This window comes from Enterobacter sp. J49 (genome assembly GCF_002148625.1).
Lineage (GTDB): Bacteria > Pseudomonadota > Gammaproteobacteria > Enterobacterales > Enterobacteriaceae > Enterobacter > Enterobacter ludwigii.
Genome location: NZ_MWPY01000023.1, coordinates 1 through 25,760, shown reverse-complemented (window position 1 = coordinate 25,760; position 25,760 = coordinate 1). Strand labels below are relative to the sequence as shown.

At 55.1% G+C, this 25,760-nt stretch carries 27 protein-coding genes; 5 read left to right on the top strand and 22 right to left on the bottom strand.

Going from position 1 to position 25,760, the window contains the following annotated elements:
• Positions 1–9: 9 nt before the first annotated feature.
• The 4 genes from alsC to alsR form a co-directional block, all read right to left on the bottom strand.
• The gene (alsC, locus tag BJP35_RS05000) at positions 10–990 is read right to left on the bottom strand and encodes a D-allose ABC transporter permease (protein WP_086462938.1); all 981 of its coding nucleotides are present in this window, start codon (positions 988–990) and stop codon (positions 10–12) included.
• The gene (alsA, locus tag BJP35_RS04995) at positions 969–2,501 is read right to left on the bottom strand and encodes a D-allose ABC transporter ATP-binding protein AlsA (protein ID WP_014168250.1); all 1,533 of its coding nucleotides are present in this window, start codon (positions 2,499–2,501) and stop codon (positions 969–971) included. Before alsA ends, alsC begins: the two co-directional genes overlap by 22 nt.
• A gap of 76 nt (positions 2,502–2,577) precedes the next feature.
• Positions 2,578–3,513 (bottom strand): D-allose transporter substrate-binding protein, encoded by a 936-nt coding sequence (gene alsB, locus BJP35_RS04990; RefSeq protein ID WP_032681900.1) that lies wholly within the window; start codon positions 3,511–3,513, stop codon positions 2,578–2,580.
• A gap of 64 nt (positions 3,514–3,577) precedes the next feature.
• Entirely contained in the window at positions 3,578–4,468 is an 891-nt protein-coding gene (alsR, locus tag BJP35_RS04985) for a D-allose utilization transcriptional regulator AlsR (RefSeq protein WP_014168252.1), read from the bottom strand.
• A gap of 350 nt (positions 4,469–4,818) precedes the next feature.
• On the opposite strand from alsR, the gene rpiB reads away from it, so the two are divergent.
• Both rpiB and yjdP read left to right on the top strand, forming a co-directional pair.
• Complete coding sequence (gene rpiB / locus BJP35_RS04980; RefSeq protein ID WP_063934520.1) at positions 4,819–5,268, top strand: bifunctional allose-6-phosphate isomerase/ribose-5-phosphate isomerase RpiB; 450 nt, start codon at positions 4,819–4,821, stop codon at positions 5,266–5,268.
• Positions 5,269–5,337: 69 nt separating this feature from the next.
• Complete coding sequence (gene yjdP, locus BJP35_RS04975; RefSeq protein ID WP_014168254.1) at positions 5,338–5,661, top strand: DDRRRQL repeat protein YjdP; 324 nt, start codon at positions 5,338–5,340, stop codon at positions 5,659–5,661.
• Positions 5,662–5,715: 54 nt separating this feature from the next.
• Here yjdP and phnP read toward each other — a convergent pair whose 3' ends face one another.
• The 16 genes from phnP to BJP35_RS04895 all read right to left on the bottom strand — a co-directional run bounded on the left by phnP (position 5,716) and on the right by BJP35_RS04895 (position 17,367).
• Positions 5,716–6,474 carry a phosphonate metabolism protein PhnP gene (gene phnP / locus BJP35_RS04970; RefSeq protein WP_014168255.1) on the bottom strand — a complete coding sequence of 253 codons (759 nt, stop codon included), beginning with the start codon at positions 6,472–6,474 and terminating at the stop codon, positions 5,716–5,718.
• A 9-nt stretch (positions 6,475–6,483) separates the two neighbouring features.
• A complete protein-coding gene (gene phnO, locus BJP35_RS04965) occupies positions 6,484–6,918 on the bottom strand; it encodes an aminoalkylphosphonate N-acetyltransferase (RefSeq protein WP_014168256.1) in 435 nt (144 codons plus the stop codon).
• Positions 6,911–7,462 carry a ribose 1,5-bisphosphokinase gene (gene phnN, locus BJP35_RS04960; RefSeq protein WP_040018699.1) on the bottom strand — a complete coding sequence of 184 codons (552 nt, stop codon included), beginning with the start codon at positions 7,460–7,462 and terminating at the stop codon, positions 6,911–6,913. Before phnN ends, phnO begins: the two co-directional genes overlap by 8 nt.
• Positions 7,459–8,595 (bottom strand): alpha-D-ribose 1-methylphosphonate 5-triphosphate diphosphatase, encoded by a 1,137-nt coding sequence (gene phnM / locus BJP35_RS04955; protein WP_014168258.1) that lies wholly within the window; start codon positions 8,593–8,595, stop codon positions 7,459–7,461. The genes phnN and phnM overlap by 4 nt, the downstream gene beginning before the upstream one ends.
• The gene (gene phnL, locus BJP35_RS04950) at positions 8,592–9,272 is read right to left on the bottom strand and encodes a phosphonate C-P lyase system protein PhnL (protein WP_086462937.1); all 681 of its coding nucleotides are present in this window, start codon (positions 9,270–9,272) and stop codon (positions 8,592–8,594) included. The genes phnM and phnL overlap by 4 nt, the downstream gene beginning before the upstream one ends.
• 9 nt (positions 9,273–9,281) lie before the next feature.
• Entirely contained in the window at positions 9,282–10,037 is a 756-nt protein-coding gene (gene phnK, locus BJP35_RS04945) for a phosphonate C-P lyase system protein PhnK (protein ID WP_020882816.1), read from the bottom strand.
• The gene (gene phnJ, locus BJP35_RS04940) at positions 10,034–10,879 is read right to left on the bottom strand and encodes an alpha-D-ribose 1-methylphosphonate 5-phosphate C-P-lyase PhnJ (protein WP_073397718.1); all 846 of its coding nucleotides are present in this window, start codon (positions 10,877–10,879) and stop codon (positions 10,034–10,036) included. Before phnJ ends, phnK begins: the two co-directional genes overlap by 4 nt.
• Positions 10,872–11,936: a carbon-phosphorus lyase complex subunit PhnI gene (locus BJP35_RS04935; protein ID WP_032679402.1), complete on the bottom strand. Its 1,065-nt coding sequence runs from the start codon at positions 11,934–11,936 to the stop codon at positions 10,872–10,874. Before BJP35_RS04935 ends, phnJ begins: the two co-directional genes overlap by 8 nt.
• A complete protein-coding gene (gene phnH / locus BJP35_RS04930; RefSeq protein WP_014168263.1) occupies positions 11,936–12,520 on the bottom strand; it encodes a phosphonate C-P lyase system protein PhnH in 585 nt (194 codons plus the stop codon). The genes BJP35_RS04935 and phnH overlap by 1 nt, the downstream gene beginning before the upstream one ends.
• Positions 12,517–12,969 carry a phosphonate C-P lyase system protein PhnG gene (gene phnG / locus BJP35_RS04925; RefSeq protein ID WP_047355928.1) on the bottom strand — a complete coding sequence of 151 codons (453 nt, stop codon included), beginning with the start codon at positions 12,967–12,969 and terminating at the stop codon, positions 12,517–12,519. The genes phnH and phnG overlap by 4 nt, the downstream gene beginning before the upstream one ends.
• A complete protein-coding gene (gene phnF, locus BJP35_RS04920; RefSeq protein WP_032679404.1) occupies positions 12,970–13,695 on the bottom strand; it encodes a phosphonate metabolism transcriptional regulator PhnF in 726 nt (241 codons plus the stop codon).
• A gap of 20 nt (positions 13,696–13,715) precedes the next feature.
• A complete protein-coding gene (gene phnE, locus BJP35_RS04915; RefSeq protein ID WP_044857801.1) occupies positions 13,716–14,495 on the bottom strand; it encodes a phosphonate ABC transporter, permease protein PhnE in 780 nt (259 codons plus the stop codon).
• Positions 14,496–14,547: 52 nt separating this feature from the next.
• Positions 14,548–15,564 (bottom strand): phosphonate ABC transporter substrate-binding protein, encoded by a 1,017-nt coding sequence (gene phnD / locus BJP35_RS04910; RefSeq protein WP_014168267.1) that lies wholly within the window; start codon positions 15,562–15,564, stop codon positions 14,548–14,550.
• A 24-nt stretch (positions 15,565–15,588) separates the two neighbouring features.
• Positions 15,589–16,377 (bottom strand): phosphonate ABC transporter ATP-binding protein, encoded by a 789-nt coding sequence (gene phnC, locus BJP35_RS04905; RefSeq protein WP_020882811.1) that lies wholly within the window; start codon positions 16,375–16,377, stop codon positions 15,589–15,591.
• A gap of 136 nt (positions 16,378–16,513) precedes the next feature.
• Positions 16,514–16,951, bottom strand: coding sequence for a VOC family metalloprotein YjdN (gene yjdN / locus BJP35_RS04900; protein ID WP_014168269.1), 438 nt, complete (start codon positions 16,949–16,951; stop codon positions 16,514–16,516).
• A gap of 80 nt (positions 16,952–17,031) precedes the next feature.
• Positions 17,032–17,367: a zinc ribbon domain-containing protein YjdM gene (locus tag BJP35_RS04895; protein WP_020882810.1), complete on the bottom strand. Its 336-nt coding sequence runs from the start codon at positions 17,365–17,367 to the stop codon at positions 17,032–17,034.
• 596 nt (positions 17,368–17,963) lie between these two features.
• Between BJP35_RS04895 and crfC the strand changes: the two genes are divergently transcribed.
• On the top strand, positions 17,964–20,318 hold the full coding sequence (crfC, locus tag BJP35_RS04890) for a clamp-binding protein CrfC (protein ID WP_047355930.1): 2,355 nt from the start codon (positions 17,964–17,966) through the stop codon (positions 20,316–20,318).
• Positions 20,315–21,193, top strand: coding sequence for a diguanylate cyclase regulator RdcB family protein (locus BJP35_RS04885; protein WP_014168272.1), 879 nt, complete (start codon positions 20,315–20,317; stop codon positions 21,191–21,193). The genes crfC and BJP35_RS04885 overlap by 4 nt, the downstream gene beginning before the upstream one ends.
• A gap of 32 nt (positions 21,194–21,225) precedes the next feature.
• Here BJP35_RS04885 and kdgT read toward each other — a convergent pair whose 3' ends face one another.
• On the bottom strand, positions 21,226–22,218 hold the full coding sequence (kdgT, locus tag BJP35_RS04880; protein ID WP_086462936.1) for a 2-keto-3-deoxygluconate transporter: 993 nt from the start codon (positions 22,216–22,218) through the stop codon (positions 21,226–21,228).
• 650 nt (positions 22,219–22,868) lie between these two features.
• Here kdgT and proP point away from each other — a divergent pair.
• Positions 22,869–24,371, top strand: a complete 1,503-nt coding sequence (proP, locus tag BJP35_RS04875) for a glycine betaine/L-proline transporter ProP (protein WP_020882807.1) — start codon at positions 22,869–22,871, stop codon at positions 24,369–24,371.
• 33 nt (positions 24,372–24,404) lie between these two features.
• On the opposite strand, the gene BJP35_RS04870 is transcribed toward proP, so the two are convergent.
• Positions 24,405–25,358 (bottom strand): nickel/cobalt transporter, encoded by a 954-nt coding sequence (locus tag BJP35_RS04870; RefSeq protein ID WP_086462935.1) that lies wholly within the window; start codon positions 25,356–25,358, stop codon positions 24,405–24,407.
• Positions 25,359–25,760 lie beyond the last annotated feature (402 nt).

Below are 25,760 nucleotides of genomic sequence, written 5' to 3'. Positions count from 1 at the left end.
GTCAATTCCTTACTTACTGATCAATCTATCGAGGGCGACAGCGGCGATAATCAACCCGCCCATCACCACCAGCTGGTAGTAGGTTTGTACTTGTAAAATATTGAGTCCGTTATTGATGGTGCCGATGATGAGCCCCCCAATCACGACAGAGAAGATGCGCCCTTTACCGCCAAAGAAGCTGGTTCCGCCGATAATGGCGCTGGCAATGGCGTAGGTTTCAAAGCCCATCCCAGCCAGCGGCTCTGCTGCCCCCAGTCGTGCCGTTGACACCACGCCTGCCAGCCCTGCACACACACCGGAGATAATGAAAACCACCAGGATATGAAACTTCACGTCAATACCGGAGTAGAACGCCGAGTTCTTGTTACCGCCCAGCGCGTAGATGTTGCGTCCCAGCCGCATACGGGTGGTGAGGAACCAGAGGATCACCGCCACTACCAGCGAGAAGATTACCGGCACGGGAACACCTAAGACATTGGCGGAAAAGAAGTTTACAAAGTCGAACGAGAAGCCGTATACCGAGTTGGCATCCGAAATCACCAGCGTAATGCCGCGAAAAATGGCGTTAGTGCCCAGGGTGATAATGAACGGATGCAGCCCGGTCCAGTTGACCAGACAGCCGTTGATCGCGCCTAACGCACCGCCAACCAGCACGCCGCCAATGAGCGCTGCCAGGAACGGGTCGACGCCGGCCAGCATGAGCTTGGCGGTCACCATCCCGGACAGCGCCAGAATCGCCCCGACGGACAGATCGATACCTGCCACCAGAATGGCAAAGAACTCGCCCATCCCGATCAGCACCGTCACCGAACTCTGGACAAAAATTTGAGTGATGTTATTGGTGGTCAGGAAGTATTCCGACGACAGCGTGCCAAAGATGGCAACGATGATCGCGAGGATGAAAAAGGTGCCGTACTTGTCCCAGAACAGCGCGAAATTAAACGGTTTTTTTTCGTCCATATCGCGTTTCACTCTTGTGGTAATGCCCATGCCATAATCTCCTCTTCGCCCATGTCGTCGCGATTGGTCAGGATTTGCGTCAGTCGCCCTTCGCAGAACACGGCGATGCGGTCGCAGACGGCGATAATTTCAGGTAGCTCGGATGACACCATCAGGATGACCTTGCCCTCGTCAGCTAACTGGCGCATCACCTTGTAGATTTCGGCCTTTGCGCCGACGTCGATGCCGCGGGTAGGTTCATCAAAAATGATGACGTCCGGGTTGCAGCACAGCCATTTGGAAATCAGCACCTTCTGCTGGTTTCCGCCGGAGAGCTCAGTGATGTTTTGCTCCACGCTATGGCACTTTAACGCCAGCAGCTGGCGCTGCGTTTCAGCAGTTTTGCGCTCTTCATGTTCGCGAAACAGGCCCATGGCGCCTTTGTAGCCGCCATTTTTCAGGCTTTGGCTGACCGCCATGTTCTGAGCAATAGAGAAGTTGGGGAAGAAGCCGTTTTCCCGACGGCTTTCAGTGATGTAGGCCATCCCTTTTTTCAACGCATCTAACGGCGAGTGTGGGGAGATGGTTTTACCGTTGAGACGGATTTCACCGCTAGCGCGTTTATCCACCCCGAAGAGGCAGTCCATCAGCTCGGTGCGGCCTGAGCCGACGAGTCCTGCAAAGCCAAAGATTTCACCGCGGTTCACGCTGAACGAGATATCACGTACTTTTTTCTTGTCCCGGCTGGTGACGTTTTTCACTTCGAACACGGTATCGCGTTCGAGATTGCCGGTACTTTCTTTCATCGCGTTAAAGCGGTTTTGCAACTCGCGACCCACCATCAGGCGCACAATATCGTCGTTTGTGACATCACTCACCATGCCCGTGCAGACGCTGCTTCCATCTTTCATCACGGTAAAGCGGTCGCAAATGCGGCGGATTTCTGCGAGCTTATGCGAGATATACACAATTGCTGTACCCTCTTTACGTAATTGATTCATGATCAGGAAAAGATAATCCACCTCTTTATTGGTTAAAGACGATGTGGGCTCATCCATAATGATCGCTTTAGCGTTGAGCATTAATGTTTTTGCAATTTCCAGCATTTGCTTGTGGCTGATGGATAAATTCGCCACCTTTTCATCTAAATCGACTTTCAATCCCACGCGTAAAAGCATCATTGCGCCGCGAATACGCATCTCTTTCCAGTCGATTATATTGACGCCACAGACTTTTTTCGTCAGATGACGGCCAATATATAAATTCTCCAGAACGGTTAATTCATCGATAACGCTAAGTTCCTGGTAAATTATGCCAATGCCCAACTGTGCTGCCAGTTTATGATCGAGCTTGTCGTAATTTACCTCGTTGATAGTAATAGTTCCTTTGGTCGGTTCATGTATTCCCGACAATACTTTCATTAAGGTTGATTTACCGGCGCCATTCTCCCCTAATAACGCATGAATCTCGTGGGGATAAATAGTTAAATCAACCGACGTTAATGCGTGAACCGGACCAAAGGATTTGCCGATCCCCGCCATTGAGATATATGGCGTGACCATGTTTACTCCTTATGTTTTCCCTCTCATCCTGTGGGAGAGAGTTGGGGTGTGGGCATCTGACCGCACCGGATATCAGTTATTTCGTCACCAGAACCGAATCAACCAGTTTGAATTCAGGCGTTTTTTCTAGTGGGATCACGTTGCCGGTTTTCGCCGCATCCACCATCAACTTCAGGCCCGTAGCACCAATATCCGCTGGGTTCTGCGCGACGGTGGCGGTCATTTGTCCGGCATCGACCATCTTACGTGCTTCAGGAATGCCATCCGTGCCAACGACCAGTACTTTTCCTGTTTTACCGGCGTTTGCCACCGCCTGTGCCACGCCCATTGCCATGGTATCGTTTGCACAGTAGAAGGCTTTCAAATTCGGGTTGCGTTGCAAAACGTTGGTGGCGACATCCAGGGCTTTAATGCGATCCCAGTCGGCGGGTTGGCTGGCAACGAGCTTGATTTGACTTGCTTTTTTAAAGGTTTCTGTAGCGCCATTGCGGCGTGCCTCTCCCGATGCATTTCCGGCTTTCCCTTCAATAATCGCGACTTCACCGCCCTGCACACCGAGTTTATCAATGATAAAGCCTGCCCCTTTTGCCCCAACGGCTACGTTATCCGTCGTGACAAAACCTTCAACGTTACCGCCGGCTTTTTTCAGGTTATCCATATCGATTTTTTCATCGAGGTTGACCAGAAAAATGCCTTTCTGCCAGGCGCGTGACACGGGCATCACCAGGTTGACCGAGGAGAGTGGGGCAAAGGCAATGCCTTTGTATTTCTTATTACTCAAGTCTTCAAAAAGCTGCAGTTGAGACTGAAAATCACCCTCTGACGGCGAAGCAAAAATATCAACACTTACCCCCAGGGTTTTTGCTTCATCTTCGACCCCTTTCTTCATATCCACCCAGAATGGATTGTTCAATGTTTTTAATACTACTGCATATTCTGCGGCAGCAAATGCGCTGGTAGATAACATTAAGCCCATAGCGGCGCCGCTGAAATATTTCAGATATTTATTCATAGCAGTGTTCTCAATGTAGGGTATATTTTGTTGATCCCGCTAGTACGGGATCAACCTTTTATCGTTACTTCAGGGCACCAGGGGAGAAGAAATCCACAATAGCACCGGTTTTTTGCATGTTGAGTGTGGCCTGTTGAATATTCTGTTGTGCAACGGATACAAATAAAGCATCTAATAGTGTGAGTTGTAATATACGCGCGGAGGCGTTGCGCCCTAATAAAGGGGTCTCTGGTGCTGGCGAGCAAATAATATAATCAGCGAGTTTGGCAATGGGCGAATGATAGCTATGGGTAATGCAGATAATCTTCGCACCGTTCTTTTTCGCTAACTCTACTGCAGCTTTCACATCGCTGGTGCGTCCTGAGTGTGTTACCACCAGCACTACGTCTCCCTCTTTCAGCAGCGATGCTGACATCATCATGATATGGGCGTCCTGATAGGACTGGCAGCGCACGCCGATACGTAAAAACTTGTGCTGGATGTCGGCACAAATGGCGTTAGAGCCGCCGACGCCGTACAGATCGCGCTGGTTAGCCTGAGCGAAGAAACGTGCTGCGCGATGAATTTCATCCACATTAACAATCGACTGGCCTTCCATAATGGTGCGAAGCGTAATGTTGAACACTTTATTAACCACATCCTGTGGTGCTTCATCAAAGGCGAGTTCAGCGGGGAGCACCTGCTCGGATTGAGAGAAGTAGTCCACAAGCGCTGCGCGCAGAGTACGAAAACCGCTAAACCCGAGCAGCTTGGCCACTTTGACGATCATCGCTTCCGAGACCAGCAGTGTTTCGGCAACATCTTTAATTGCCGGCGCACCGCTCAGGTTACCTGGCTGAAGCAGCCAGTCGACGATACGGCTCTCGTTGTCGGTCATCCCTTCCTGTTTCATACGCAGGTAAGGTGCCAGACCGATGCCATTAGGCAGCTCTTTTTCAAATTCTGACTGACTCATCGCTCTCTGTTGTCCTTAAAAATGAAGACGACACTATATCATCACAACCTTCCCGGGAAATATGCTGCCAACTTCACAATATTTATAAATTCATAAAGTTTTATTGCTTGTGAAGTTTTGGGCTGTGTGTTGTTGCTTCATTCGTTGTAAATCAATTACTTAATTTCTTCGGCATTTAATGGCCTAAGACTTACAGGCAAACTTAACCATCAGGTCAGGGTTGAAATGCGATCCTCAGGGGTGTAGAACACGCTCAGAACGCGATGGTTTTGTGGTTTTATTGCACAACTAACCGGTCTTAAATCACAAATACATCGAGTTCGTAAAGTTTACTCACTGAGAGGCAAATCATGAAAAGGATTGCGTTTGGTTGCGATCACGTTGGCTTCATACTGAAAGAGGACATACTGGCCCATCTGCGTGGGCGTGGCGTAGAGGTGGTGGATAAGGGCACCTGGTCGCCCGAACGCACCGATTACCCGCATTATGCCAGCGCTGTTGCGACCTCCCTGCTCGACGGTGAGGTTGATGGCGGTATCTTAATTTGTGGTACCGGCGTTGGGATCTCTATTACGGCCAACAAATACCCCGGCATTCGTGCAGTGGTATGTAGTGAGCCTTATTCTGCGCAGCTTTCAAGGCGGCATAACAACACCAATATCCTGGCATTTGGCTCACGTGTTGTTGGCCTTGAGCTGGCAAAAATGATTGTCGATGCCTGGCTCAATGCAGAATTTGAGGGCGGGAGACACCAGGTGAGAGTGGAAGCGATAGGGGTGATTGAACAGGCGCAGAAATGAGATTCCTCCGCTACCCCAGCCAGCTGTTGTTCATTACCGTAAGGCCAGTCCACCTGCGAGTCTGGTCTTATGAAACGTTACTCTACCGCTCTGTTATTTGGTCTGCTGTCACTTACCAGCCAACTGGCTCACGCCGATGTTATTGATGAAGCCATTGGCAATATTCAGCAGGCGATCAACGATGCCTATAACCCCAGCAGCAGTCGCAGTAGCGATGATGACGACGATCGCTACGATCGCAGCCGCCAGACCGACAGCCGTCAGTATGACGATCGCCGCAGGCAACTGGAGGATCGCCGTCGCCGTCTGGATGAGCGTCAACGCCAGCTGGATGATGACAGACGTCAGTTAGAAGAAGATGAACGCCGGTTAGAAGACGATTACGATCGCTGATACGCGCGGTTTAGCATCCATACGCCTCGCCCTCTCATTCAGAGAGGGAGTGACCTAATCCAGCAACAACGTCATTCCGTCATATCCCGCCTCGAACCCGTCGGGTAGCGGGTTATCCATCATCCATACGTCGAACTGATGACTGATATGGGTCAGGATCACCTGCGGACAGCCGATGATCTCATTTAAGGCAATAACCGTATTCAGATCGCAATGGTTGCGCGGCGTTTCGTCACGCGGTTCGTGGCTGCAGTCGATGATCATCGCCTGCGGCCGGTTATTGAGCAGGAATTTTACCGTTTTATCAGGTAATCCGGCGGTGTCGGAGAGCCAGGCCACACGGCTGTGGGCGGACTCCAGCAGGTAGCCAAAGGTGATTTTCGAGTGATTCAGCGGCAGCGGCGTGACCCGCAGGCCCTGCAGTTCAAACACCACAAACGGCTCTACCGTATGGCTGAAATCCAGAATCCCCGGGTGTTTAAACAGGTCGTCACACCCCGACTCGTCTGGCGGACCGTACACCGGAACAGGGGCACCGACGCCCCAGCGCAGGGGGAACAGCCCCTGGACGTGATCCATATGGTAGTGGGTCAGTAAAAACTGCTGAAAGCTGCCTGCCGGCCAGTCGTCCATCAGGTGCGGGATACCGGCGTCCAGCAGCGTTACCGCATCGTTGAATTTGACTACCGCGCTACAGGGGCGACGGCGATGGTTATCCTGCAGACGCGCCCGGCGACACGCGGCGCAGTCGCAGCCAAACACCGGCACCAGCTGAGCGCTACCGGTTCCCGTTAACGTAATCGTCAGACTCATCGTGCACCTCTACAACAGTTTGGTGAAACGAAAATGGCTCTGCGTATACCCTTCACGCGCATAAAAACGGTGAGCGTCCAGGCGCTTCACGCTGGTGGATAGCTCTGTCAGTTCAGCGCCCGCCTGCCGCGCCACGTTCTCCGCCCAGGCCAACAGCTGGCTGCCCACCCTGAGACCGCGCGCCTGCGGCATGACCACCAGCTCCTGGATCTCGCCAATCCATCTGGCGTGGTGCAGGTGAAACTGCATATGCAGTCCAATCATGCCCACCACCTGGCCGTTTAGTTCAGCCAGCTGGTAGCGCATATTGTGGTCCTGCAGATTGGCAAGATACCCGGCGTGGAACGCCTGATGATCAAACTCACTCTGCTTGAGTTCGCAAATCAGCGCGTAAACAATCTGCGCATCGTCGGCAGTGGCGGGGCGAAGCTGGCAGTCAGGCATGCTGTTTCTCCTTCTGACGGATAAGCGTTAAAAAGTTATCGACTGACTGTAGCAAACTTCCGTCGTTATTGAGGATATGACAGTTCGATGGGGTATAGCGCGCCGCACGTTCAAGCCGCTGCTCGATCTCTTTGGCGTTTTCACGACCCCGGCTCTGCAACCGGCTGCGCAGCACATCAGGCGAGACCTGCAGACAGACCGGCAACAGCGCTGCTTCATAGCGAGCGCGCGCTTGTTGAAGGTGTGCGCGTGAGCCGTTGACCAGCACGTCGAACCCGGCGTGCAGCCACAGGTCTGTCTCGATGCCTATCCCGTAGTAATAACCGTTGGCGTGCCAGCTAAGCGCCAGCAGATTTTGCCCGGCGCGCGTGAAAAATTCCGGCTCGCTCAGGGCGATATGGTTCTCACTCCCGGCATTCGCCGCACGGGTGATATAGCGGTGCGCAACCAGAAGCTGGGGATGTTCCCGCTGCCGTAACGCGGACAGCAGGCTGTCCTTACCAGAGCCTGACGGCCCCATTAGCCAGATTAGTCTTCCCATCAGAACACCCGTTTCCCCTGACGCCAGACGTGGTCGATATGGATGTGCTCGCCCTTACGGTGAACCAGCACCAGATCCGCCCGTTTACCTTCAGCTATCTCTCCACGATCGTGAAGATTGAGTGCCGTTGCCGGGTTTTTCGTTACCAGACGAATCGCCTGCGGCAGCGTAAAGCGATTGTTTTCGTCAGCCGCGACCCGGAAGGCGGCGTCCAGCAGGCTGGCGGGGTAGTAGTCGGACGAGAGGATATCCAGCAGACCTAGCGACGCGAGCGCGCTTGCCGCCACGTTGCCGGAGTGGGAGCCGCCGCGCACGATATTCGGCGCCCCCATCAGGACGTTCATGCCATGGGTGCGGGAAGCTTCTGCTGCCTCAAACGTGGTGGGAAATTCAGCGATTACGCTGCCAAGCTGGTGTGATTCGCGCACATGTTCATGCGTCGCATCATCATGGCTGGCTAAGGCAATGTTGCGATCCCGACACATGGCGGCAATGGAGAGCCGGTTTGGTTGAGACCACTGGGCCGCAAGCTGTCGCTGTTCCTCTTCATAACGCGCCATTTCCTCGTTGGTCAGCGCGTATTTTCCCTGATAGTACTCGCGGTATTTCTCTATTCTGGCGAACTGACGCTGCCCCGGCGAGTGGTCCATCAACGAGACCAGTGAGACCGGCTCGCGGTCCACCAGCTTTTCAAACAGCGGCAGAGTGGTGTGATGCGGGAGTTCACACCGCAGGTGCAAACGATGCTCGGCGCGGTTAAGGCCGCGTTTTTGCGTCTCTTCCACGGCGTTGATCATCTTCTCAAGGTTTTCCAGACGGTCGCCGCCGTCGCGCACGTCGCCAATCGCTACGGCGTCCAGCACGGTAGTGATGCCGCTGGCGACCATCAGCGCGTCATGGCTGCTCATCGCGGAATGGGCAGGCCAGTCGACTTTCGGACGCGGGGTAAAGAATTTATCCAGATTATCGGTGTGCAGTTCGATAAGACCTGGCAGCAGCCAGCCTCCTTCACCGTCCATCGCTTCCGGGGCGCGGCTCTGGGTTTCCGCAAAGGCGCGGATCTCTCCGGCCTGGATCTCAATCGAGCCATCAACGACTTCATTTTCCAGCACCAGCTTTACGTTGTTCACGATCATGCGAGCGTCCCCATCGGGTGCAGCCTTTCTGCGACGCGGGAGCGAACGGTGTCGTCGTGGAAGATCCCCACGATCGCCGCGCCGCGTGCTTTGGCCTGTTCGATCAGTTCAACCACCGCCGCGCTGTTCTTGCTGTCGAGAGAGGCAGTGGGTTCATCAAGCAGTAAAATCGGGTAGTCGACGATAAACCCGCGGGCGATATTCACCCGCTGCTGCTCGCCACCGGAAAAGGTCGACGGGGCAAGGTGCCAGAGGTGTTCCGGCACGTTCAGGCGCGTGAGCAGGCCGGCGGCTTTCGCGGCGCAGGTTTCGCGCGGAACGCCCAGGTCCAGCAACGGCTGCATGACCACGTCCAGGGCGGAGATCCGTGGGATCACCCGCAAAAACTGGCTGACCCAGCCGATCGTCGAGCGGCGCACGTCCAGCACCTTACGCGCCGGCGCCTGCACCAGATCGACCCATTCATTGCCATGACGAATATAGATGTGGCCTTCGTCCGGCAGATAGTTGGCGTACAGGGAGCGCAGCAGCGTCGATTTGCCGCTGCCGGAATGGCCGTGCAACACCACGCATTCACCCTTGCTAACCTCCAGAGAGGCGCTGTGCAGGACCGGCAGGCGCACGCCGTTTTGCTGGTGGAGCACAAAGGTCTTACTGACATTTTCTACGCGGATCATGGGGGCCTCTTAATTCTGCAATACCGATGACACCAGCAGCTGGGTGTATGGATGATGGGGATCGTCGAGTACGCGGTCGGTCAGCCCACTTTCCACCACCTGACCCTGCTTCATCACCAGAAGACGGTCCGCCAGCAGGCGGGCAACGCCTAAATCATGGGTGACAATCACCACGGCCAGGTTCAGTTCCACCACCAGGCCGCGCAGCAGGTCGAGCAGACGCGCCTGAACGGAGACGTCCAGCCCACCGGTGGGTTCATCCATAAACACCAGCTTCGGGTGAGTGACGAGATTGCGGGCAATCTGCAGGCGCTGCTGCATACCGCCGGAGAAGGTGGTGGGCAGGTCATCAATGCGCGAGGTGGGGATCTCCACATCGCTCAGCCATTGCTGTGCCGTGGCGCGGATGTTGCCGTAATGGCGTGCGCCGGTGGCCATCAGCCTTTCACCGATATTGCCTCCGGCCGAGACCTGGCGGCGCAGGCCGTCCATAGGATGTTGATGCACCACGCCCCATTCGGTGCGCAGCAGGCGACGGCGTTCGGCCTCGCTCATGCCGTACAGCGACCGGCCCTCATATAAAATGTCGCCCTTTTGCGGCGTCAGTCGTGCAGAGATAGATTTCAGCAGGGTGGTTTTGCCCGAGCCGGACTCGCCGACAATGCCCAGCACCTCGCCCGGCCACAGCTCAAACGAGACGTCGCTGAAGCCTTTGCCCGGCGCGTAAAGGTGGGTCAGGTTATTAACCGAAAGCAGCGGTTTCATTCGCTTTTCGCCTCGCTCTGTTGGCGGCAGAAGTCGGTGTCGGAGCAGACAAACATCCGTTTGCCCGTGTCATCCAGCACCACTTCGTCCAGATAGCTGTGTTTTGAGCCGCAAATGGCGCACGGCTCGTCCCACTCCTGCACCGTAAACGGGTGGTCGTCGAAATCGAGACTCTCCACGCGGGTGTAAGGCGGTACGGCGTAGATGCGTTTTTCACGCCCGGCACCAAACAGCTGCAGGGCAGGCATCATGTCCATCTTCGGGTTGTCGAATTTGGGGATGGGGGACGGGTCCATCACGTAGCGTCCATTGACCTTGACCGGATAGGCGTAGGTTGTGGCGATATGGCCGAAGCGGGCGATATCCTCATACAACTTCACCTGCATGACGCCGTACTCTTCCAGGGCGTGCATGGTGCGTGTTTCCGTTTCACGCGGCTCGATAAAGCGCAGGGGCTCCGGAATAGGCACCTGAAAAATCAAAATCTGATCTTCCGTCAGCGGCGTTTCCGGAATGCGGTGACGGGTCTGGATCAGCGTCGCATCTTCGGTTTTTTCGGTGGTATTGACGCCCGTCACGCGTTGAAAGAACTGGCGAATCGACACGGCGTTGGTGGTGTCATCAGCCCCCTGGTCGATGACCTTCAGCACGTCCGACTCGCCGATGACGCTGGCTGTCAGCTGAATGCCGCCGGTACCCCAGCCGTAAGGCATGGGCATTTCGCGGCCGCCGAACGGCACCTGATAACCGGGGATAGCCACCGCTTTCAAAATGGCGCGGCGGATCATGCGTTTAGTTTGTTCATCCAGATAAGCAAAGTTGTAGCCGCTTAAGTTAGTCATGTGCGCGCTCCCGTTGCAGGCGTTTCAGCAGTTCCAGTTCGGCCTGGAAATCGACGTAGTGCGGCAGCTTGAGGTGGGAAACGAAGCCCGCGGCCTCGACGTTATCCGCATGGGCCAGCACGAACTCCTCGTCCTGCGCCGGGCCGGAGACCGCTTCGCCGTAGTCCGGTGCCTGCAGGGCACGGTCGACCAGCGCCATCGCCATCGCCTTGCGCTCACTCATGCCGAACACCAGCCCATAACCGCGGGTAAAATGCGGGGCCTCGTTCTCGGGGGCGACAAATCCATTCACCATTTCGCATTCGGTCATGAGCAGTTCGCCGACGTTCACCGCAAAACCCAGCTCTTCGGGCACGATCTCGACGTTAAGGTAGCCGCTACGAATTTCCGCCGCGAACGGATGGTTGCGGCCGTAGCCACGCTGGGTGGAGTAGGCCAGCGCCAGTAAATACCCCTCGTCGCCGCGCATCAGCTGCTGCAGGCGCGACGAGCGTGAACAGGGGTAAACCGGCGGCGTGCGGGTGATGTCGTCAGGTTGCGCGCCAGTATCGTCTTCGGCCTTCGCCAGACCCTGTTTCGCCAGCAGGCTAAAAACGTGCGGGGAGGGAACCTGCTCTGCATCCGAGGTGCTCAACTGGGGCGTTTCGCCGTTCGCCAGCAGGGTGAAATCCAGCAGACGGTGGGTGTAGTCATAGGTGGGCCCAAGCAGCTGGCCACCGGGGATGTCTTTATAGACCGCTGAAATACGACGTTCCAGACGCATTTCTGCCGTATTGATCGGTTCGCTCACCGCCAGTTTCGCCAGCGTGGTGCGATAAGCACGCAGCAGGAAGATGGCTTCGACATTGTCGCCGCTGGCCTGTTTCAGCGCCAGCGCCGCCAGTTCGCGGTCAGCGACGCCGCCTTCAGTCATTACCCGGTCGACGGCCAGATTGAGCTGCTGCTCAATCTGGGTGACGCTGAGCTCGGGAAGCGCGTCATCACCCCGTCGTCTGTGCGCCTGCAAGGCATGGGCGGCGGCGATAGCCTTCTCGCCCCCTTTGACGGCAACGTACATCAGCACACCTCCACATGAGTGGTACGAGGGATGGCCAGCAGGCGTTCTCCGCAGGTGAGGATCAGGTCAATACCGAGTGGGAACGGGTGCGGGCGTTCAGTCAGTTCATGAATGATGCACTCCGGCAGCTGTGGCGCGACCATGCGCTCTTCGGCAATACCCGCCCCCGTGAGTCGCAGCATGCGGCCACCGCTCAGGCTTGATACCTGCAAAATCAGCGTGGCGCTGGTCTCCGGTGCCACCGCGCTTCCTTCGCTCAGGGCATTAAGCTGCTCGTGGCTGATTTGCTCGTCGGCCACGGCAAACACCGCCTGCCGGGGCTGTTCAACCAGCGGGGCGTTGGTGTGAAAGCGCAGGTTCTGGCTGGCGATATCATTCGATAACGCGCCAGAGAGCCACACCGGGGTGTCGTTGTCGGCGAGCGTCAGCAGTACGCTGGTGGTCGCCAGATTCAGCGGCAGCCAGCCCTGAGAGAGCTGATGCAGCGAGACGATGACGCCCGGTTCGCTCATGGCTTTCAGCAGGCGACGAAAACTTTGTTGGGCATCCTGGACGGCCAGGGTAAAAGCGGGTTGAAGCGTCATGCGTTATCTCCGCGAACGAGCGTAAAGAAGTCGACCCGGCTGGTGTTTATCTGGGCCTGGCGGGCGGCAATCAGTGCGGCACGGTCGGCTTCCAGCGGGGCAATAAGGGTTTCCATCAGGGTCTGGAAATGAGGGTGTTCCTGTAACAGGGCGTCAATCACCGCGCAGCGTTCGGCGTGTGGTTTGTCGCGCCCGAGCACGTAGCTGTAGCCCAGCGTGCCGCTGTTCAGGCGGATCACTGCGCGGGTGAGGGTGGCATCGCCGGCGAAGAAGCGCTCACCGGTACCGCCCATACGCGCCTGGATCTGCACCAGACCGATTTCCGGCGCGCGGATGAGGTCATATTCCGGCGTCAGATTCAGCGCCTGCATGCGGTCCGAAAGCGCTGCGGGCTGGCTGTGCGCCAGGACGCCCATCCAACGCTGGCGGGTGGAGGTGTCGAAATGCATTCAGTGCTCCATGGTGAATTCGATCATGTCGGCGCGGGTCAGGCTGACGGAGTATTCCGTCGCGTCGATCTCGCCGTCACGGTGGTTGAGGGTGCGAACGCAGAGCAGCGGAGCCATGTTGGGGATCTCCAGCACGTTGCTCTCTTTGGCCTGCGCGCGGCGGGCGCTGATGCGCGTCTGGGTACGTTTAAGCGCGATGCCCGTGGCATCCTGAAGAAAATCATGCAGCGAGCCGCTGGAGAAATTTTGCAGCACCGGCCACAGCGCCAGGTCGGCGAAGTAGTGGTCTATCTGGCACACCGCCACGCCGTTGACCCGACGCAGGGTACGCAGGTGGATAACATTGTCGCCCTCCTGAATGCCCAGCGCGTCCGCGACGTGGCTTGAGGCCGGGCGCAGCACCGACAGCAGTTTTTCGCTGGTCGGGTGGCTGCCCTGATCCAGCAGGTTCTGGCTAAAACGCGCCTGCGCATTGAGCGGATAGTCAAACGGGCGCATCAACACCAGCACGCCGACGCCCTGACGGCGCTGCACCCAGCCGCGCTCGACCAGCTGATCAATGGCGCGGCGCAGCGTGTGTCGGTTCACTTCATAGCGGTCGGCAAGCTGCTGCTCGGCAGGCAGGTAGTCTCCGCAGCGGTAGTGGGTGCGAAGTTCCACCTCGAGCTTTGCCGCTATCTCTTGCCAGCGGGTAGGGTAACTGGTCGGATGTCTGGATAAGTGCATACAAATCAAAGCCTCGCTTCTCAGATGAAGTGCTTACGCAAACGTTGAGACATAAAATCCAGCAGGCTGACGGTGATGATAATGAGCACCATCAGGGCGCAGGTTTGCTGGAACTGGAACCCGCGAATCGCTTCCCACAGCGTGACGCCAATACCGCCTGCGCCCACCATGCCGACGACGGTGGCGGAACGAACGTTGGATTCGAAACGGTACAGGGAGTAGGAGATCAGCAGCGGCATCACCTGGGGCAGTACGCCGAAGAGAATCTCTTCAATTTTGTTGGCGCCCGTTGCGCGGATCCCTTCGACCGGGCCCGGCTCGATAGCTTCCACCGCTTCGGAGAGCAGCTTGGAGAGCACGCCGGTGGTATGAATAAACAGCGCCATCACCCCGGCGAACGGACCCAGGCCGACGGCCACCACGAACAGCATGGCAAAGACCATTTCGTTGATGGCGCGGCAGGCGTCCATCAGGCGACGCATCGGCTGGTAAATCCACCACGGAACGATGTTCTCGGCGCTCATCAGGCCGAACGGAACAGAAAGGATGACGGCCAGGACGGTGCCCCACACGGCGATTTGCAGAGTGACCGCCATTTCACTGAGGTAATCCTGCCACTGGCTGAAATCAGGCGGGAAGAAGTCGGCGGCAAAAGTGGCCATATTGCCGGCATCTTTAAACAGCAGCAGCGGATCCATTTCCGCGCCCTGCCAGGAGATAACGAGCACCGCAAGCAAAATGGCCCAGCTAAAAAGCGAGAACCAGCTGCGTTTCGGCGGTGGGAGGGTGATGGTTTGCATGTGTGCCCCTTTGGTCTGAATGCCCTCTCCCACCGGGAGAGGGCGGTAAGCGTTATTGCACCGCTTTATTCACGCTGCTCATGGCGCCGAGCGCCGCGGTCAGGCGGTCAAGGTCTTCGAGCTGAGCCTGAATCGCAGCCACTTTGCTGCTCTTCTCCTCCTCCTTCAGGCCCTTGTTGTCCTTCACGCCCTGCATCTCTTTAAACAGCGCCAGCTGGCGAATCGGGACCAGCTGCAGGTCGCTTGACGGGCGGAAAGGTGCCCAGCCCAGGCGTTCCAGAACCGTTTTTTCTTCCGGCGTTTTGCCGTAATTCATAAAGAAGTCGTACACCTTGTCTTTGGTGGTCTCAGACAGGTTTTTGCGCCAGACGATGGGGTCGCCCGGGATCAGAGGGGATTTCCAGATAACCTTCAGCGCTTTCAGCTTGTCCGGTGCCGAGGTTTTCAGCTTGTCGAGGTTCTCGGTGTTGTTCGTGGCGACATCCACCTGCTTATTGGCCACGGCCAGCGCGTTGGTTTCATGGCTGGCGTTCACGGTGCGCTTAAATTCGCTGGCAGAGGCGTTGTTTTTAGCAAAGACGTAATAGCCCGGCACGAGGAAACCAGAGGTGGAGTTGGGATCGCCGTTACCAAACGTCAGCTCTTTACGTTTGGCGAGCATGTCGTTCAGGTTGTTGATGGGGCTGTCTTTATTGACGATCAGCACGCTCCAGTAACCCGGAGAACCATCCGCGGCAACGGTCTGGGCAAAGACCTGGCCGTTCGCGCGATCCACCGCTTCCATGGCGGAGAGGTTACCGTACCAGGCGATGTCGACTTTGTTAAAGCGCATCCCCTGGATGATGCCCGCATAGTCCGGGGCGAAGAAGGCGTTCACTTTGATCCCCAGTTTGGTTTCCATATCTTTCAGGAACGGTTCCCACTGAGGTTTCAGGTTCTGCTGTGATTCCGTCGAAATAATGCCAAAGTTCAGCGCTTTTTCCTGCTCCTGGGCGTACGCAGGGCTTAACAGAGTGCTTATGCTGAACATGCTGGTAAACGCCAGCGCGGCAACGGCTTTGTAGCTCATGTACTTTCCTCGGATCGGTTTTAATTAAGCAGCCTGCGCGTTCTCTTCGACGCGGTTAATGCTGCGGTAGAGATGGTCGAAACGGTCGTTATCAAACTGATGGCTTGGGCCATCAAAGAACACATGCCCCTGACGCAACGCGACGATGCGCTCGCAATAGCGCAGGGCGTAATCCACCTGGTGCAGCGTCACCACTACGGTGATGCCGTCGTTGAGGTTGATGTCGCGCAGGGTTTCCATCACGATGCGAGCCGATTCCGGGTCCAGCGAGGCGATGGGTTCATCGGCAAGAATGATTTGCGCTTTTTGCATCAGGGCACGGGCGATAGCCACGCGCTGCTGCTGTCCACCGGAAAGTGTGGAGACGCGCTGGTGGGCGAAATGCGCCATTCCGACGCGGGTCAGCGCCTGCAACGCTTCCTGCTTTTGAGAGGGGGAGAACCAGCGCAGACAGGTACGCCAGAACGGGGTGCTGCCGAGCGCGCCAATCAGCACGTTCTCCAGTACCGTCAGGCGATTGACCAGGTTGAACTGCTGGAAGATATAGCCCGTCTGGGCGCGGCTTTTGCGGATATCCCGCGCCAGGCGTCCTGCACGCTGCACGGTGTTGCCCAGCAGCTCGACGTGGCTTTCTGAGGTCTTATCACAGGTGATAAGGCCGCTTAAATGACGCATAAGGGTGGATTTACCAGAGCCGGATGGCCCCAGGAGCGCCACCATTTCGCCCTGCAGGACGGTCAGATCAACGGCATGCAGGGCCTTGTTGTGATGAAAGGTCTTGCTCAGTTTCTCGACGCGGATAACAGTTTGCATATGCTGGGCCTCACAATAAATGTGGCCTCATGCTGGCGCATCAATATGACATTTGGGTTAAGTCTCGGTTGCGGGAGTTTGAAGAGTTGAGGGGAGTTTGATGACAGGCGGGGGCAGACTGCCCACCGCCAGAAGATCACTGCTGTTGCTTAACGACGTTAATCATCCACGGCACGCCGTATTTGTCGGTGACTTTACCGAAACCGTGCGCCCAGAAGGTCTCCTGCCAGGCCATTTCGATATGGCCTTCCGCGGCCAGATTGTCGAACCAGCGTTTGCCTTCTGCCACGTCCTGGGTGTCCAGCACCAGCGTGAACCCGGCATACTGCGCTTTGCTGCCGGGCGGCTGCCCATCACTCATCATGATATCGCTGCCCGCAATGCGAACATTCGAGTGGGCGATCGCCGAATCCGGAAACTGCATGCCAGACGGACAGCCTTCTTCGCTGCTGTCGCCTTTTGGCATTTCACCGAAGGTGATTTTATAGAGGAGCTCTGCGCCGACGGCGTGCTGATAAAAGGCGGAGGCCTCGGCACAGTTACCGGCGAAAGAGATGTAGGGACTTAACGGCATAATCTATACCTCACGTAAGAAGAGCCCGTTAAGTGTAGTTCTCGCCAGCCCGGTAAGCGAAGCGCCACCGGGCGGGTAAATCAGTTCTTTTTCACAAACTCTGATTTCAGTTTCATCGGGCCAAAGCCGTCAATTTTGCAGTCAATATTATGGTCGCCTTCTACCAGACGGATATTCTTCACTTTAGTGCCGATCTTCAGCATGGAAGAGCTGCCTTTAACCTTCAAATCTTTAATCACGGTGACGCTGTCGCCATCAGCCAGCAGATTACCGTTCGCATCTTTTACAACAAGCGTATCAGTATCGTGCGACGGCTCGGCGTCATTCCATTCGTGAGCGCATTCCGGGCAGATGAACATGCCATTATCTTCATAGGTGTATTCAGAATTGCATTTCGGGCAGTGTGGGAGTTGCATTAGGGTATCCTCAAAAAGTGCGTAACACGCTGGAAAGTGCCAGCAAAATGACGGCTGGGTGCCGAAAAAGGGGGCAAGTATAACGCAAATCCACACCGTTGTCGGTGATATTCTATTTAAAAAAAAAGCAAAAAGCGTGTCGCCAGTGACATTTCCTGTCAGTCAGTTAAGCGATGCTTACGGCATTAACACGGTGGAAAGAAATGGCAGTAAATATATCGAATATTTTATTGCAGCAAATTGCTACGCACCTCCATTTCGGATAAGGTGAAGCGACACATTGTTATTTATCTCCTGACTTCCCCGTCATCCATATCTTATGGCGGTGACGCATTACCTCTCTTTTTAGGTGGGTAAATAATGATGATATATCCTGAAGTTTCTTAAAAATGGGCCATGCTTTTATCTTTTGGCTGTCATGCCAGAGGGGAAGCTTTACACGCCATGCAAGGATAGCGATTTATTTCTGATTATCTTCAATCAGTTATATTTCGGTGAACATGTTTTCCACACGTGATCATATAAGCCTGAACAACATAATTAAAACCAGTGGCTTAATAAAAGTAATAAATTTGCGTTAAGGAAAGGCTTTTATCATGCACACACAGACCATTTTTGAATTAAGCCAGGAAGCAGAGCGTTTGTTACAGCTCGCCCTGCAAAATCTTGATACGTTGAAATCAATGCCGACGGCGAAGCTAGAAAGCACCGCCGCAGCCATTACGGGTGAAAAGAACAACGTCTTACCTTTGCATTTTAGTGCGCGGGGTGTCGAAGCCCAGCAGGCTATGCTGAATAATGAATTACGGAAAATAACCCGTCTGGAAATGGTGCTGGCAATTGTGGGCACCATGAAAGCGGGGAAATCGACCACCATTAATGCCATTGTCGGAACCGAAGTGTTGCCGAACCGCAACCGACCGATGACGGCGCTTCCGACATTGATTCGTCATACGCCGGGTCAGAAAGAGCCGGTGCTCCATTTTGCTCACGTCTCTCCTATCGATGAATTAATCCTCCTGTTACAGAAAAAGCTCTGCGATTACGATCGCGGTAAGCTGGCGCAGCGTCTGGAAATTGATAAGGACATGATTACGCTGCTGGAAAGAATTGAAAAAGGGGAGGCTTTCGAGAAGCATCACCTTGGTGCGCAGCCAATATTTCATTGTCTGAAAAGCCTTAACGACCTGGTGAGGCTCTCACAGGCGTTAGGCGTCGAGTTTCCGTTCTCTGAATATGCGGCCATCGAACACATTCCGGTGATCGAAGTGGAGTTCGTGCATCTCGCGGGTCTGGATGCCCACCTTGGGCAACTGACGCTGCTTGATACCCCCGGGCCGAATGAGGCCGGGCAACCGCATTTGCAAAAAATGCTGAGCGAGCAGTTATCTCGCGCGTCGGCGGTGCTGGCGGTGATGGATTACACCCAGCTCAAATCGATTTCCGATCACGAGGTCCGGCAGGCCATTTCAGTCGCCGGTAAATCGGTGCCGCTGTATGCGCTGGTCAATAAATTCGATCAGAAAGATCGTAACAGCGACGATGAAGAACAGGTTAAAGCGATGATCTCCGGCACCTTAATGAAAGGGAATATTTCGCCGGGGCAAATTTATCCCGTTTCGTCGATGTGGGCGTATCTGGCGAACCGCGCCCGTTATGAGATGACTACCCACGGTCAGCTACCGGATCACAAGGAGCAGCGCTGGGTTCAGGATTTTGCCGAAGCCGCGCTGGGACGCCGCTGGCGTACGGAGGATTTGGACGACATCGACCATATTCGTCATGCTGCCGATTTGCTGTGGGAAGATTCGTTATTTGAACAGCCGATCCGCAAGCTTATTTATGCCGCCTATGCCAATGCATCGCTCTTCGCTCTGCGTTCGGCGTCGCATAAGCTGCTTAACTATGCCCAAAACGCCCGGGAGTATCTCGACTTCCGCTACCAGGGGCTGACGGTCGCTTTTGAGGCGCTGGAATTGAATATCGCGCGCCTGGAAGAGGACATGGCCCTACTGCATACGCGTCAGCGCGTGGTGAGCGACGAAGTGAAGCATGAAGTGGAGCAGGCGCTTAACGCCACCGCTGACTTTATGATGTCGCAGAATACTTCACTCCAGCAGGCGATTAGCCATGTGTTTAGCGCCCGCTCTGTTCTCGACCTGGCGGGCATCGAACCGCGGGATCTTCGCCGTGACGAGCCGCAGGCGCTGAAACAGCTGGTACTGGATGATGAAGGGCAGGCGCAAATTGCGCTGAGTAAAATCCGCTCCTCCTGCGAGCTGATCATGCTGGATGCGCAGACGAAGATCGGCCGGGAGCTGGCGTTACGCTTCGATCAACTGGAGTCGACGCTGGCGCGCTCGCTGAATGAAGCCATGCGGCCAATCGAAACGCGTATTAAAGAACAACTCAGCCATGCGGGTTTTCGCGCGCGGATAAGCTTCCCGGCGTTTCAGGCGCATCAACTTAACTTCAACACCCGGGCGCTGTTTAACGATGCGATTGCGCAGGACCACCGCCCGGCAGGCCAGCCAGCGGGCGCGGCGAGCATGCGTGAAACCGTCTCTCGCTGGCTGAATAACCCGGGCTGGGGCTGGGAAGATTATGTTGTTGCACGCACACGCTATGTCATTGACATTGAACAGCTGCATGAAAAATTCAAGCAGCATATCGATCAGTTCTGTGAACAAATCCGTAAAGCTTTGACCGCCCAGGTCGATGTCTCTGTTACGGCGGGGATGGCAACGTTCTTTGCGGAATTTTCGTTATGCCTGACCGGGTTACAGGAAAGTTTGCGTGATAGCCTCGCAGTACGTCAGCAAAATGAGCATTCGACCCGAGCGCTCAGCCAGCTGTTAAAGCAAAGTATCACGACTGCGACGTGGATACAGGAAGATACCCGACTGTTACGCGATGATATTCAAACCCTATTCGCGGCAGAACAACCATGACAACACAACTACTGGACGGCCCCGGGCGAACGCTGGAGTGTATTCATCCAAAATTTATGGTCGATCTGGTTCAGGGGGTGGACGCGGCGCGTCATCCCCACCCGGGACCACAACAGCTGCAGTTTCGTGAGCGTTTGACCCAGGAGATCATGACGCATACCCGGCTAAGGCCTTGGGCGATGGCGGGTATGCTTAATGAAAATGCGGCGCTGCGCCTGGGGCTGGCGGAAAAGCTGGCCGGTATGCTTGACCCCGGGCACCTTGCGCTGACGCTGATGGCAGACAAATTGATTGCGCTGCGTCAGCAGACTAACCCGCGGGCCCAGCAGTCGCCCGGCCTGATTCAGCAGTACGCTGAGCTTTCCGCTCATTTTACGCAACGAGCCGCCTATAAAGAGAAGGCGCTCTCCCAGCGAGGGCTGACGGTGCAGGCGGGTGAGCACAGTGAACAAATTTTTACCCGCTGGCGAGCCGGCCACTACGATGGCTGGTCGCTGGCCGGGCGTTGCTATGTCGTCCTGGAAGAGCTGCGCTGGGGCGCATTTGGTGATGCCTGTCGCCTGGCGAATGAAGACGTGGCGGCGATGCTCAAGGATAACTTACGCAGTATGGCGGCAAACTATCTTGCGCAGGGCATCAACGCTTCTCCTTCCACCCGCCATTTCTACCATCAGTGGCTGACAACGCCCGCGTCGCCGGGACTGATAGATCATAAAGACATGCTCGGTTGGCTGGGCGACTGGTGTCAGGCGGACAACCATCCGGTGAGCTGGTCGGTGACGCAAAGCTGGCACACTGTCGCGCTGGGTATGCCGAGGCTGTGCTCGGCAAAACGGCTTGTGGATGGGATGGTGGAAGAGATTTTTGGTGGCTGAAATCCCCCTCTCACCGGGAGGGGGAGCATCGGTTAGTGGTGTGTTTCAACAGGCTTAGGCTCTGTCTGAACCTCAGCAACATGTCCGACACGTTTTGCGTACAGTGCGGTGATGATGGGAACCAGAATCGCGGTCACAATCACGCTGGCTGCAACCAGTGCCGTCGCGGACGCGGCCACCGGTTCAAAAGCTGGGTTAATCTGCGCAATGATCACCGGGTTGGCCACGGCTGCACCTGCGGCTGAAGAGGCGGCTATCCCCGCCGTTCCGTTTCCTCCCCCAATGACCCGGTCGGCAATAATCAGCGGAATACCGGTGATGATGATCACCGCCACGCCCAGCACGATACCCAGCAGACCCGTATCGAGGATGACATTCAGGTTGATGGTGTTACCCAGCGCAAAACCGAAGAACGGGATCAGCACCGGCGTGGCTTTGCTGAAGAAATCACGCAGATCGTTATCCAGGTTACCCAGAGCAAAACCGATCAGGAAGGGCAGGATCGCGCCGATAAAGTGGTGGGGTTCAAAGGACGCCAGGCCAGCAGAGCCCAGAATCAGCATGGTCATCAGCGGGCCGGACTCCAGAGACATCAGGACAAATGCACCTGACTCTTCTTTGGTGCCGTACTGGTTCATCAGGCTGGCATACAAACCGCCGTTGGTCATATCCATCGCAGAGACAATTGCCAGAACCGATAATCCGGCGAAGAATCCGGTCTGAATTCCATTCTCCGGAATGAACATCGCACAGATCATTGCCACTACCCAGGCCACGGCAATTTTCGTAATCACCAGCGTGCCGGATTTCCGTAATACGGTGCCTGTTGCCCGTAAATTAATTGAGGCGCCGATACAAAAGAACCAGACGGCCAGAATGGGAACGGTGCCCGTAATCATCCCTTTTGTGAACCCGCCAAAATAAGCGCCGGTTTCAGGAGCCAGGGTATTCAGGATAGCGCCCAGTACAAGCGGAACCAGCATCATACCGCCCGGTATGCGTTCAATCGTGGCTTTAATCTTCATAGATAACCCTCAAATCGTATCCCGCATGGCGGGCGGCAAAAAACTAAAAAATAAATTAATAAATTCAATGAATTGAATGTCTTTGGGTTCGATGGTGTCATTACCCATGCAATAAAACTAAAAAAGCGATCCTGGTAAACGCGGTGCCACAGCACCGGGAACGTGGTATTCGGAATTATCATGCGATCATTGGAATGATGATTCAATGAAAATAAAACACTGTTTTAGTTATCTGCATCACATATTGACGTAAACGTTTTAAACGCGCGTCGGAGGGTTAGAATTTATGTAAATCTGATGTGAAGTAATGGGGTTTCATTTTCCGTTGTCCGGGAAATAATGACGTGTGTGAGGATGTGTTTTTATGGCGATTGAGAACGTGCAGATTTGCGCTAATTGACAAAAAATGCAGCCAGCTGACGTAACATAAATATATGTGTGAAGTTGATCACAAATATAAACGCTGGTAGGGTAAAAAGGTCATTAACTGCCCAGGCAGGCGTCAACAGGTTCGGTTGTATCGACGTAAAACGTCAATGTAAGTAAACCTGCTACGCTTGAATAAGGCGATTCGCATGGAGCGGATCCCATGGTTCACAGATCGCATACGGGACTGTGAAACGGACAGGGCCGAGTCTACGAGGATAGCTATGCTCAGAAGGAAAAAAATCAAACCCATCACGCTTCGCGACGTCACCATTATTGATGACGCCAAACTGCGCAAAGCGATCACCGCCGCCTCGCTGGGTAATGCGATGGAATGGTTCGATTTTGGTGTTTACGGCTTTGTGGCCTATGCGTTAGGTAAAGTGTTCTTCCCCGGCGCCGACCCCAGTCTGCAGATGATTGCCGCGCTGGGTACGTTCTCCGTCCCCTTCCTGATTCGCCCGCTGGGTGGTCTGTTCTTCGGTATGCTTGGCGATAAATATGGTCGCCAGAAGATCCTTGCTATCACCATTGTCATTATGTCGATCAGTACGTTCTGTATCGGCCTGATACCGTCCTATGCCAGCATCGGCATCTGGGCTCCGATTCTGCTGCTGCTTTGTAAGATGGCCCAGGGCTTCTCCGTAGGCGGTGAGTATACGGGTGCCTCTATCTTTGTCGCAGAGTATTCCCCGGACCGTAAGCGCGGCTTTATGGGAAGCTGGCTGGACTTCGGCTCGATTGCCGGGTTTGTCCTGGGTGCGGGCGTGGTGGTGCTGATTTCTACCGTCGTCGGTGAAGAGAACTTCCTCTCCTGGGGCTGGCGTATTCCGTTCTTCCTGGCGCTGCCATTAGGGATTATTGGTCTTTACCTGCGTCATGCTCTTGAAGAAACGCCGGCGTTCCAGCAGCACGTTGAGAAGCTGGAGCAGGGCGACCGCGAAGGACTGCAGGATGGCCCGAAAGTCTCCTTTAAAGAGATTGCGACGAAGCACTGGCGCAGCCTGCTGACCTGTATTGGTCTGGTCATCTCCACGAACGTGACCTACTACATGCTGTTGACCTACATGCCGAGCTATCTGTCGCATAACCTGCACTATTCAGAAGACCACGGTGTGCTGATTATTATCGCCATCATGGTGGGTATGCTGTTTGTACAGCCGATTATGGGGCTGTTGAGCGACCGCTTTGGCCGTCGACCGTTCATTATTCTGGGGAGTGTCGCGCTGTTTGCCCTGGCAATCCCGGCCTTTATTCTGATTAACAGTAATGTGCTGGGGCTGATTTTTGCCGGTCTGCTGATGCTGGCGGTGATCCTTAACTGCTTTATCGGGGTGATGGCCTCGACGCTGCCTGCGATGTTCCCGACACACATTCGGTACAGTGCGCTGGCGGCTGCCTTTAACATCTCGGTGCTGATTGCCGGTCTGACCCCGACGCTTGCCGCCTCGCTGGTGGAAAGTACGCAGAACCTGATGATGCCGGCTTATTACCTGATGGTTATCGCGGTGATTGGTTTGATTACCGGTATTACCATGAAGGAGACGGCGAATCGTCCTCTTAAAGGGGCCACGCCTGCGGCGTCTGATATCCAGGAAGCGAAAGAGATCCTGCGCGAACACTACGATAATGTAGAGCAGAAGATTGAAGACATTGATGCAGAGATTGAAGAGCTGCAGCAAAAACGCTCCCGCCTGGTGGACCAGCATCCACGAATCAACGAGTAATAAAAAAACCCGCCGCTGGCGGGTTTTCTTTTATTAGCAGCCTGCGGCGATGTAATCGCCATTGGCGCTGATGGGGAGTACCGTCAGGAACAGCACGGTTGCGAACAGGATCAGGACTATTCCTCCGGCTATTTTAAAGACCGGAACCAGCCAGCTGAGTGAAGCCCCGCCGCCAAACCAGGCCACCGTCCGCTCTCGGGCATAACGTACCGCCAGGGACAGGCCCATAATCGACAACGCCGTTCCCAGCGACATGGTCATGACCGCGGCCATCCCCCAGGTAACAATACCCAGCGCATTTGAAAACATCAGGATCATGATCGCCCCGCTGCACGGACGCGCACCAATCGCCAGTATGACGCCCAACCGGGTTTTCCAGTCGCCTTGCGCCAGATCTGCACCTACACCGTGATGACCACAACCACGGTGTTCATTATGTTGATGAAGGGGCGTGATGGCTGAGATAACCATCCGGCGAGGTCGCAGGCTTTTCAGCGCCTGGTAAATGACAAATACACCAAATGCACCGATGAGCACCGCGCTGATCTTCTCGACGTACCAGCGGCTGGTACTGATATCCCCCGATGCGAGGTTAAACCCTACCGCCAGAATAAAGACAAAGAGAATGGCGCTGACGCCCTGCATCAGGCTGCCAAGAAAAGGAACGACCCGGGCGGCCCGTTCGCTTTCTTTATTTGTCGTGAGGTAGGTCGTCACAATGAATTTGCCATGCCCCGGCCCGATGGCGTGCAACACGCCATAGAAGAAGGCGCCGGTTAATAGCCATAACCCGCCGCTGTACTGGTGGTTGTTAAGCTGGAGCAGGTACATCACCAGATAACGGTGCAGGGTAATTTGCGTGGCAAGGCACCACTGAAGAAAGGTGTTCCAGTGCGTATGCAGGGTAAACCCGGCTAAGAGGATCGCCAGCAATATGATGCCTGCTGTAGGAAGACGCCAGTCACGAGTCAGTTGTTGTGTGGTCATGGGGTGGCCTGGTGGGGGAATATTTGTCGCTAGTATAGTTGATCTTGCCTGTTAATCCGTAGGATCGCACAGAGATCCCGCCTCAATTGTGGATAAGTCTGTGCGTAAAAGGGTATAAAGCGGGGTTTTGCTGGGGAATACAGCAGTCAGTCATCTTTTTGCAACTTTTAGGTTGCGGCCTGCAGAGAACTCCCTATAATGCGCCTCCATCGACACGGCGGATGTGAATCACTTCACAGTTAACCCGGTCGGTTGAAGAGAAAAAATCCTGAACATCAGGGTTGACTCTGAAAGAGGAAAGCGTAATATACGCCACCTCGCGACGGTGAGCTGTAAGCCGCGTCGCAACTGCTCTTTAACAATTTATCAGACAATCTGTGTGGGCACTCAAAGTGACATGGA

Excerpts from the sequence above, each read along its gene's own strand:
- alsC (WP_086462938.1), bottom strand. The coding sequence starts at position 990 with ATGGGCATTACCACAAGAGTGAAACGCGATATGGACGAAAAAAAACCG.
- alsA (WP_014168250.1), bottom strand. The coding sequence starts at position 2,501 with ATGGTCACGCCATATATCTCAATGGCGGGGATCGGCAAATCCTTTGGT.
- alsB (WP_032681900.1), bottom strand. The coding sequence starts at position 3,513 with ATGAATAAATATCTGAAATATTTCAGCGGCGCCGCTATGGGCTTAATG.
- alsR (WP_014168252.1), bottom strand. The coding sequence starts at position 4,468 with ATGAGTCAGTCAGAATTTGAAAAAGAGCTGCCTAATGGCATCGGTCTG.
- rpiB (WP_063934520.1), top strand. The coding sequence starts at position 4,819 with ATGAAAAGGATTGCGTTTGGTTGCGATCACGTTGGCTTCATACTGAAA.
- yjdP (WP_014168254.1), top strand. The coding sequence starts at position 5,338 with ATGAAACGTTACTCTACCGCTCTGTTATTTGGTCTGCTGTCACTTACC.
- phnP (WP_014168255.1), bottom strand. The coding sequence starts at position 6,474 with ATGAGTCTGACGATTACGTTAACGGGAACCGGTAGCGCTCAGCTGGTG.
- phnO (WP_014168256.1), bottom strand. The coding sequence starts at position 6,918 with ATGCCTGACTGCCAGCTTCGCCCCGCCACTGCCGACGATGCGCAGATT.
- phnM (WP_014168258.1), bottom strand. The coding sequence starts at position 8,595 with ATGATCGTGAACAACGTAAAGCTGGTGCTGGAAAATGAAGTCGTTGAT.
- phnL (WP_086462937.1), bottom strand. The coding sequence starts at position 9,272 with ATGATCCGCGTAGAAAATGTCAGTAAGACCTTTGTGCTCCACCAGCAA.
- phnK (WP_020882816.1), bottom strand. The coding sequence starts at position 10,037 with ATGAAACCGCTGCTTTCGGTTAATAACCTGACCCACCTTTACGCGCCG.
- phnJ (WP_073397718.1), bottom strand. The coding sequence starts at position 10,879 with ATGACTAACTTAAGCGGCTACAACTTTGCTTATCTGGATGAACAAACT.
- BJP35_RS04935 (WP_032679402.1), bottom strand. The coding sequence starts at position 11,936 with ATGTACGTTGCCGTCAAAGGGGGCGAGAAGGCTATCGCCGCCGCCCAT.
- phnH (WP_014168263.1), bottom strand. The coding sequence starts at position 12,520 with ATGACGCTTCAACCCGCTTTTACCCTGGCCGTCCAGGATGCCCAACAA.
- phnG (WP_047355928.1), bottom strand. The coding sequence starts at position 12,969 with ATGCATTTCGACACCTCCACCCGCCAGCGTTGGATGGGCGTCCTGGCG.
- phnF (WP_032679404.1), bottom strand. The coding sequence starts at position 13,695 with ATGCACTTATCCAGACATCCGACCAGTTACCCTACCCGCTGGCAAGAG.
- phnE (WP_044857801.1), bottom strand. The coding sequence starts at position 14,495 with ATGCAAACCATCACCCTCCCACCGCCGAAACGCAGCTGGTTCTCGCTT.
- phnD (WP_014168267.1), bottom strand. The coding sequence starts at position 15,564 with ATGAGCTACAAAGCCGTTGCCGCGCTGGCGTTTACCAGCATGTTCAGC.
- phnC (WP_020882811.1), bottom strand. The coding sequence starts at position 16,377 with ATGCAAACTGTTATCCGCGTCGAGAAACTGAGCAAGACCTTTCATCAC.
- yjdN (WP_014168269.1), bottom strand. The coding sequence starts at position 16,951 with ATGCCGTTAAGTCCCTACATCTCTTTCGCCGGTAACTGTGCCGAGGCC.
- BJP35_RS04895 (WP_020882810.1), bottom strand. The coding sequence starts at position 17,367 with ATGCAACTCCCACACTGCCCGAAATGCAATTCTGAATACACCTATGAA.
- crfC (WP_047355930.1), top strand. The coding sequence starts at position 17,964 with ATGCACACACAGACCATTTTTGAATTAAGCCAGGAAGCAGAGCGTTTG.
- BJP35_RS04885 (WP_014168272.1), top strand. The coding sequence starts at position 20,315 with ATGACAACACAACTACTGGACGGCCCCGGGCGAACGCTGGAGTGTATT.
- kdgT (WP_086462936.1), bottom strand. The coding sequence starts at position 22,218 with ATGAAGATTAAAGCCACGATTGAACGCATACCGGGCGGTATGATGCTG.
- proP (WP_020882807.1), top strand. The coding sequence starts at position 22,869 with ATGCTCAGAAGGAAAAAAATCAAACCCATCACGCTTCGCGACGTCACC.
- BJP35_RS04870 (WP_086462935.1), bottom strand. The coding sequence starts at position 25,358 with ATGACCACACAACAACTGACTCGTGACTGGCGTCTTCCTACAGCAGGC.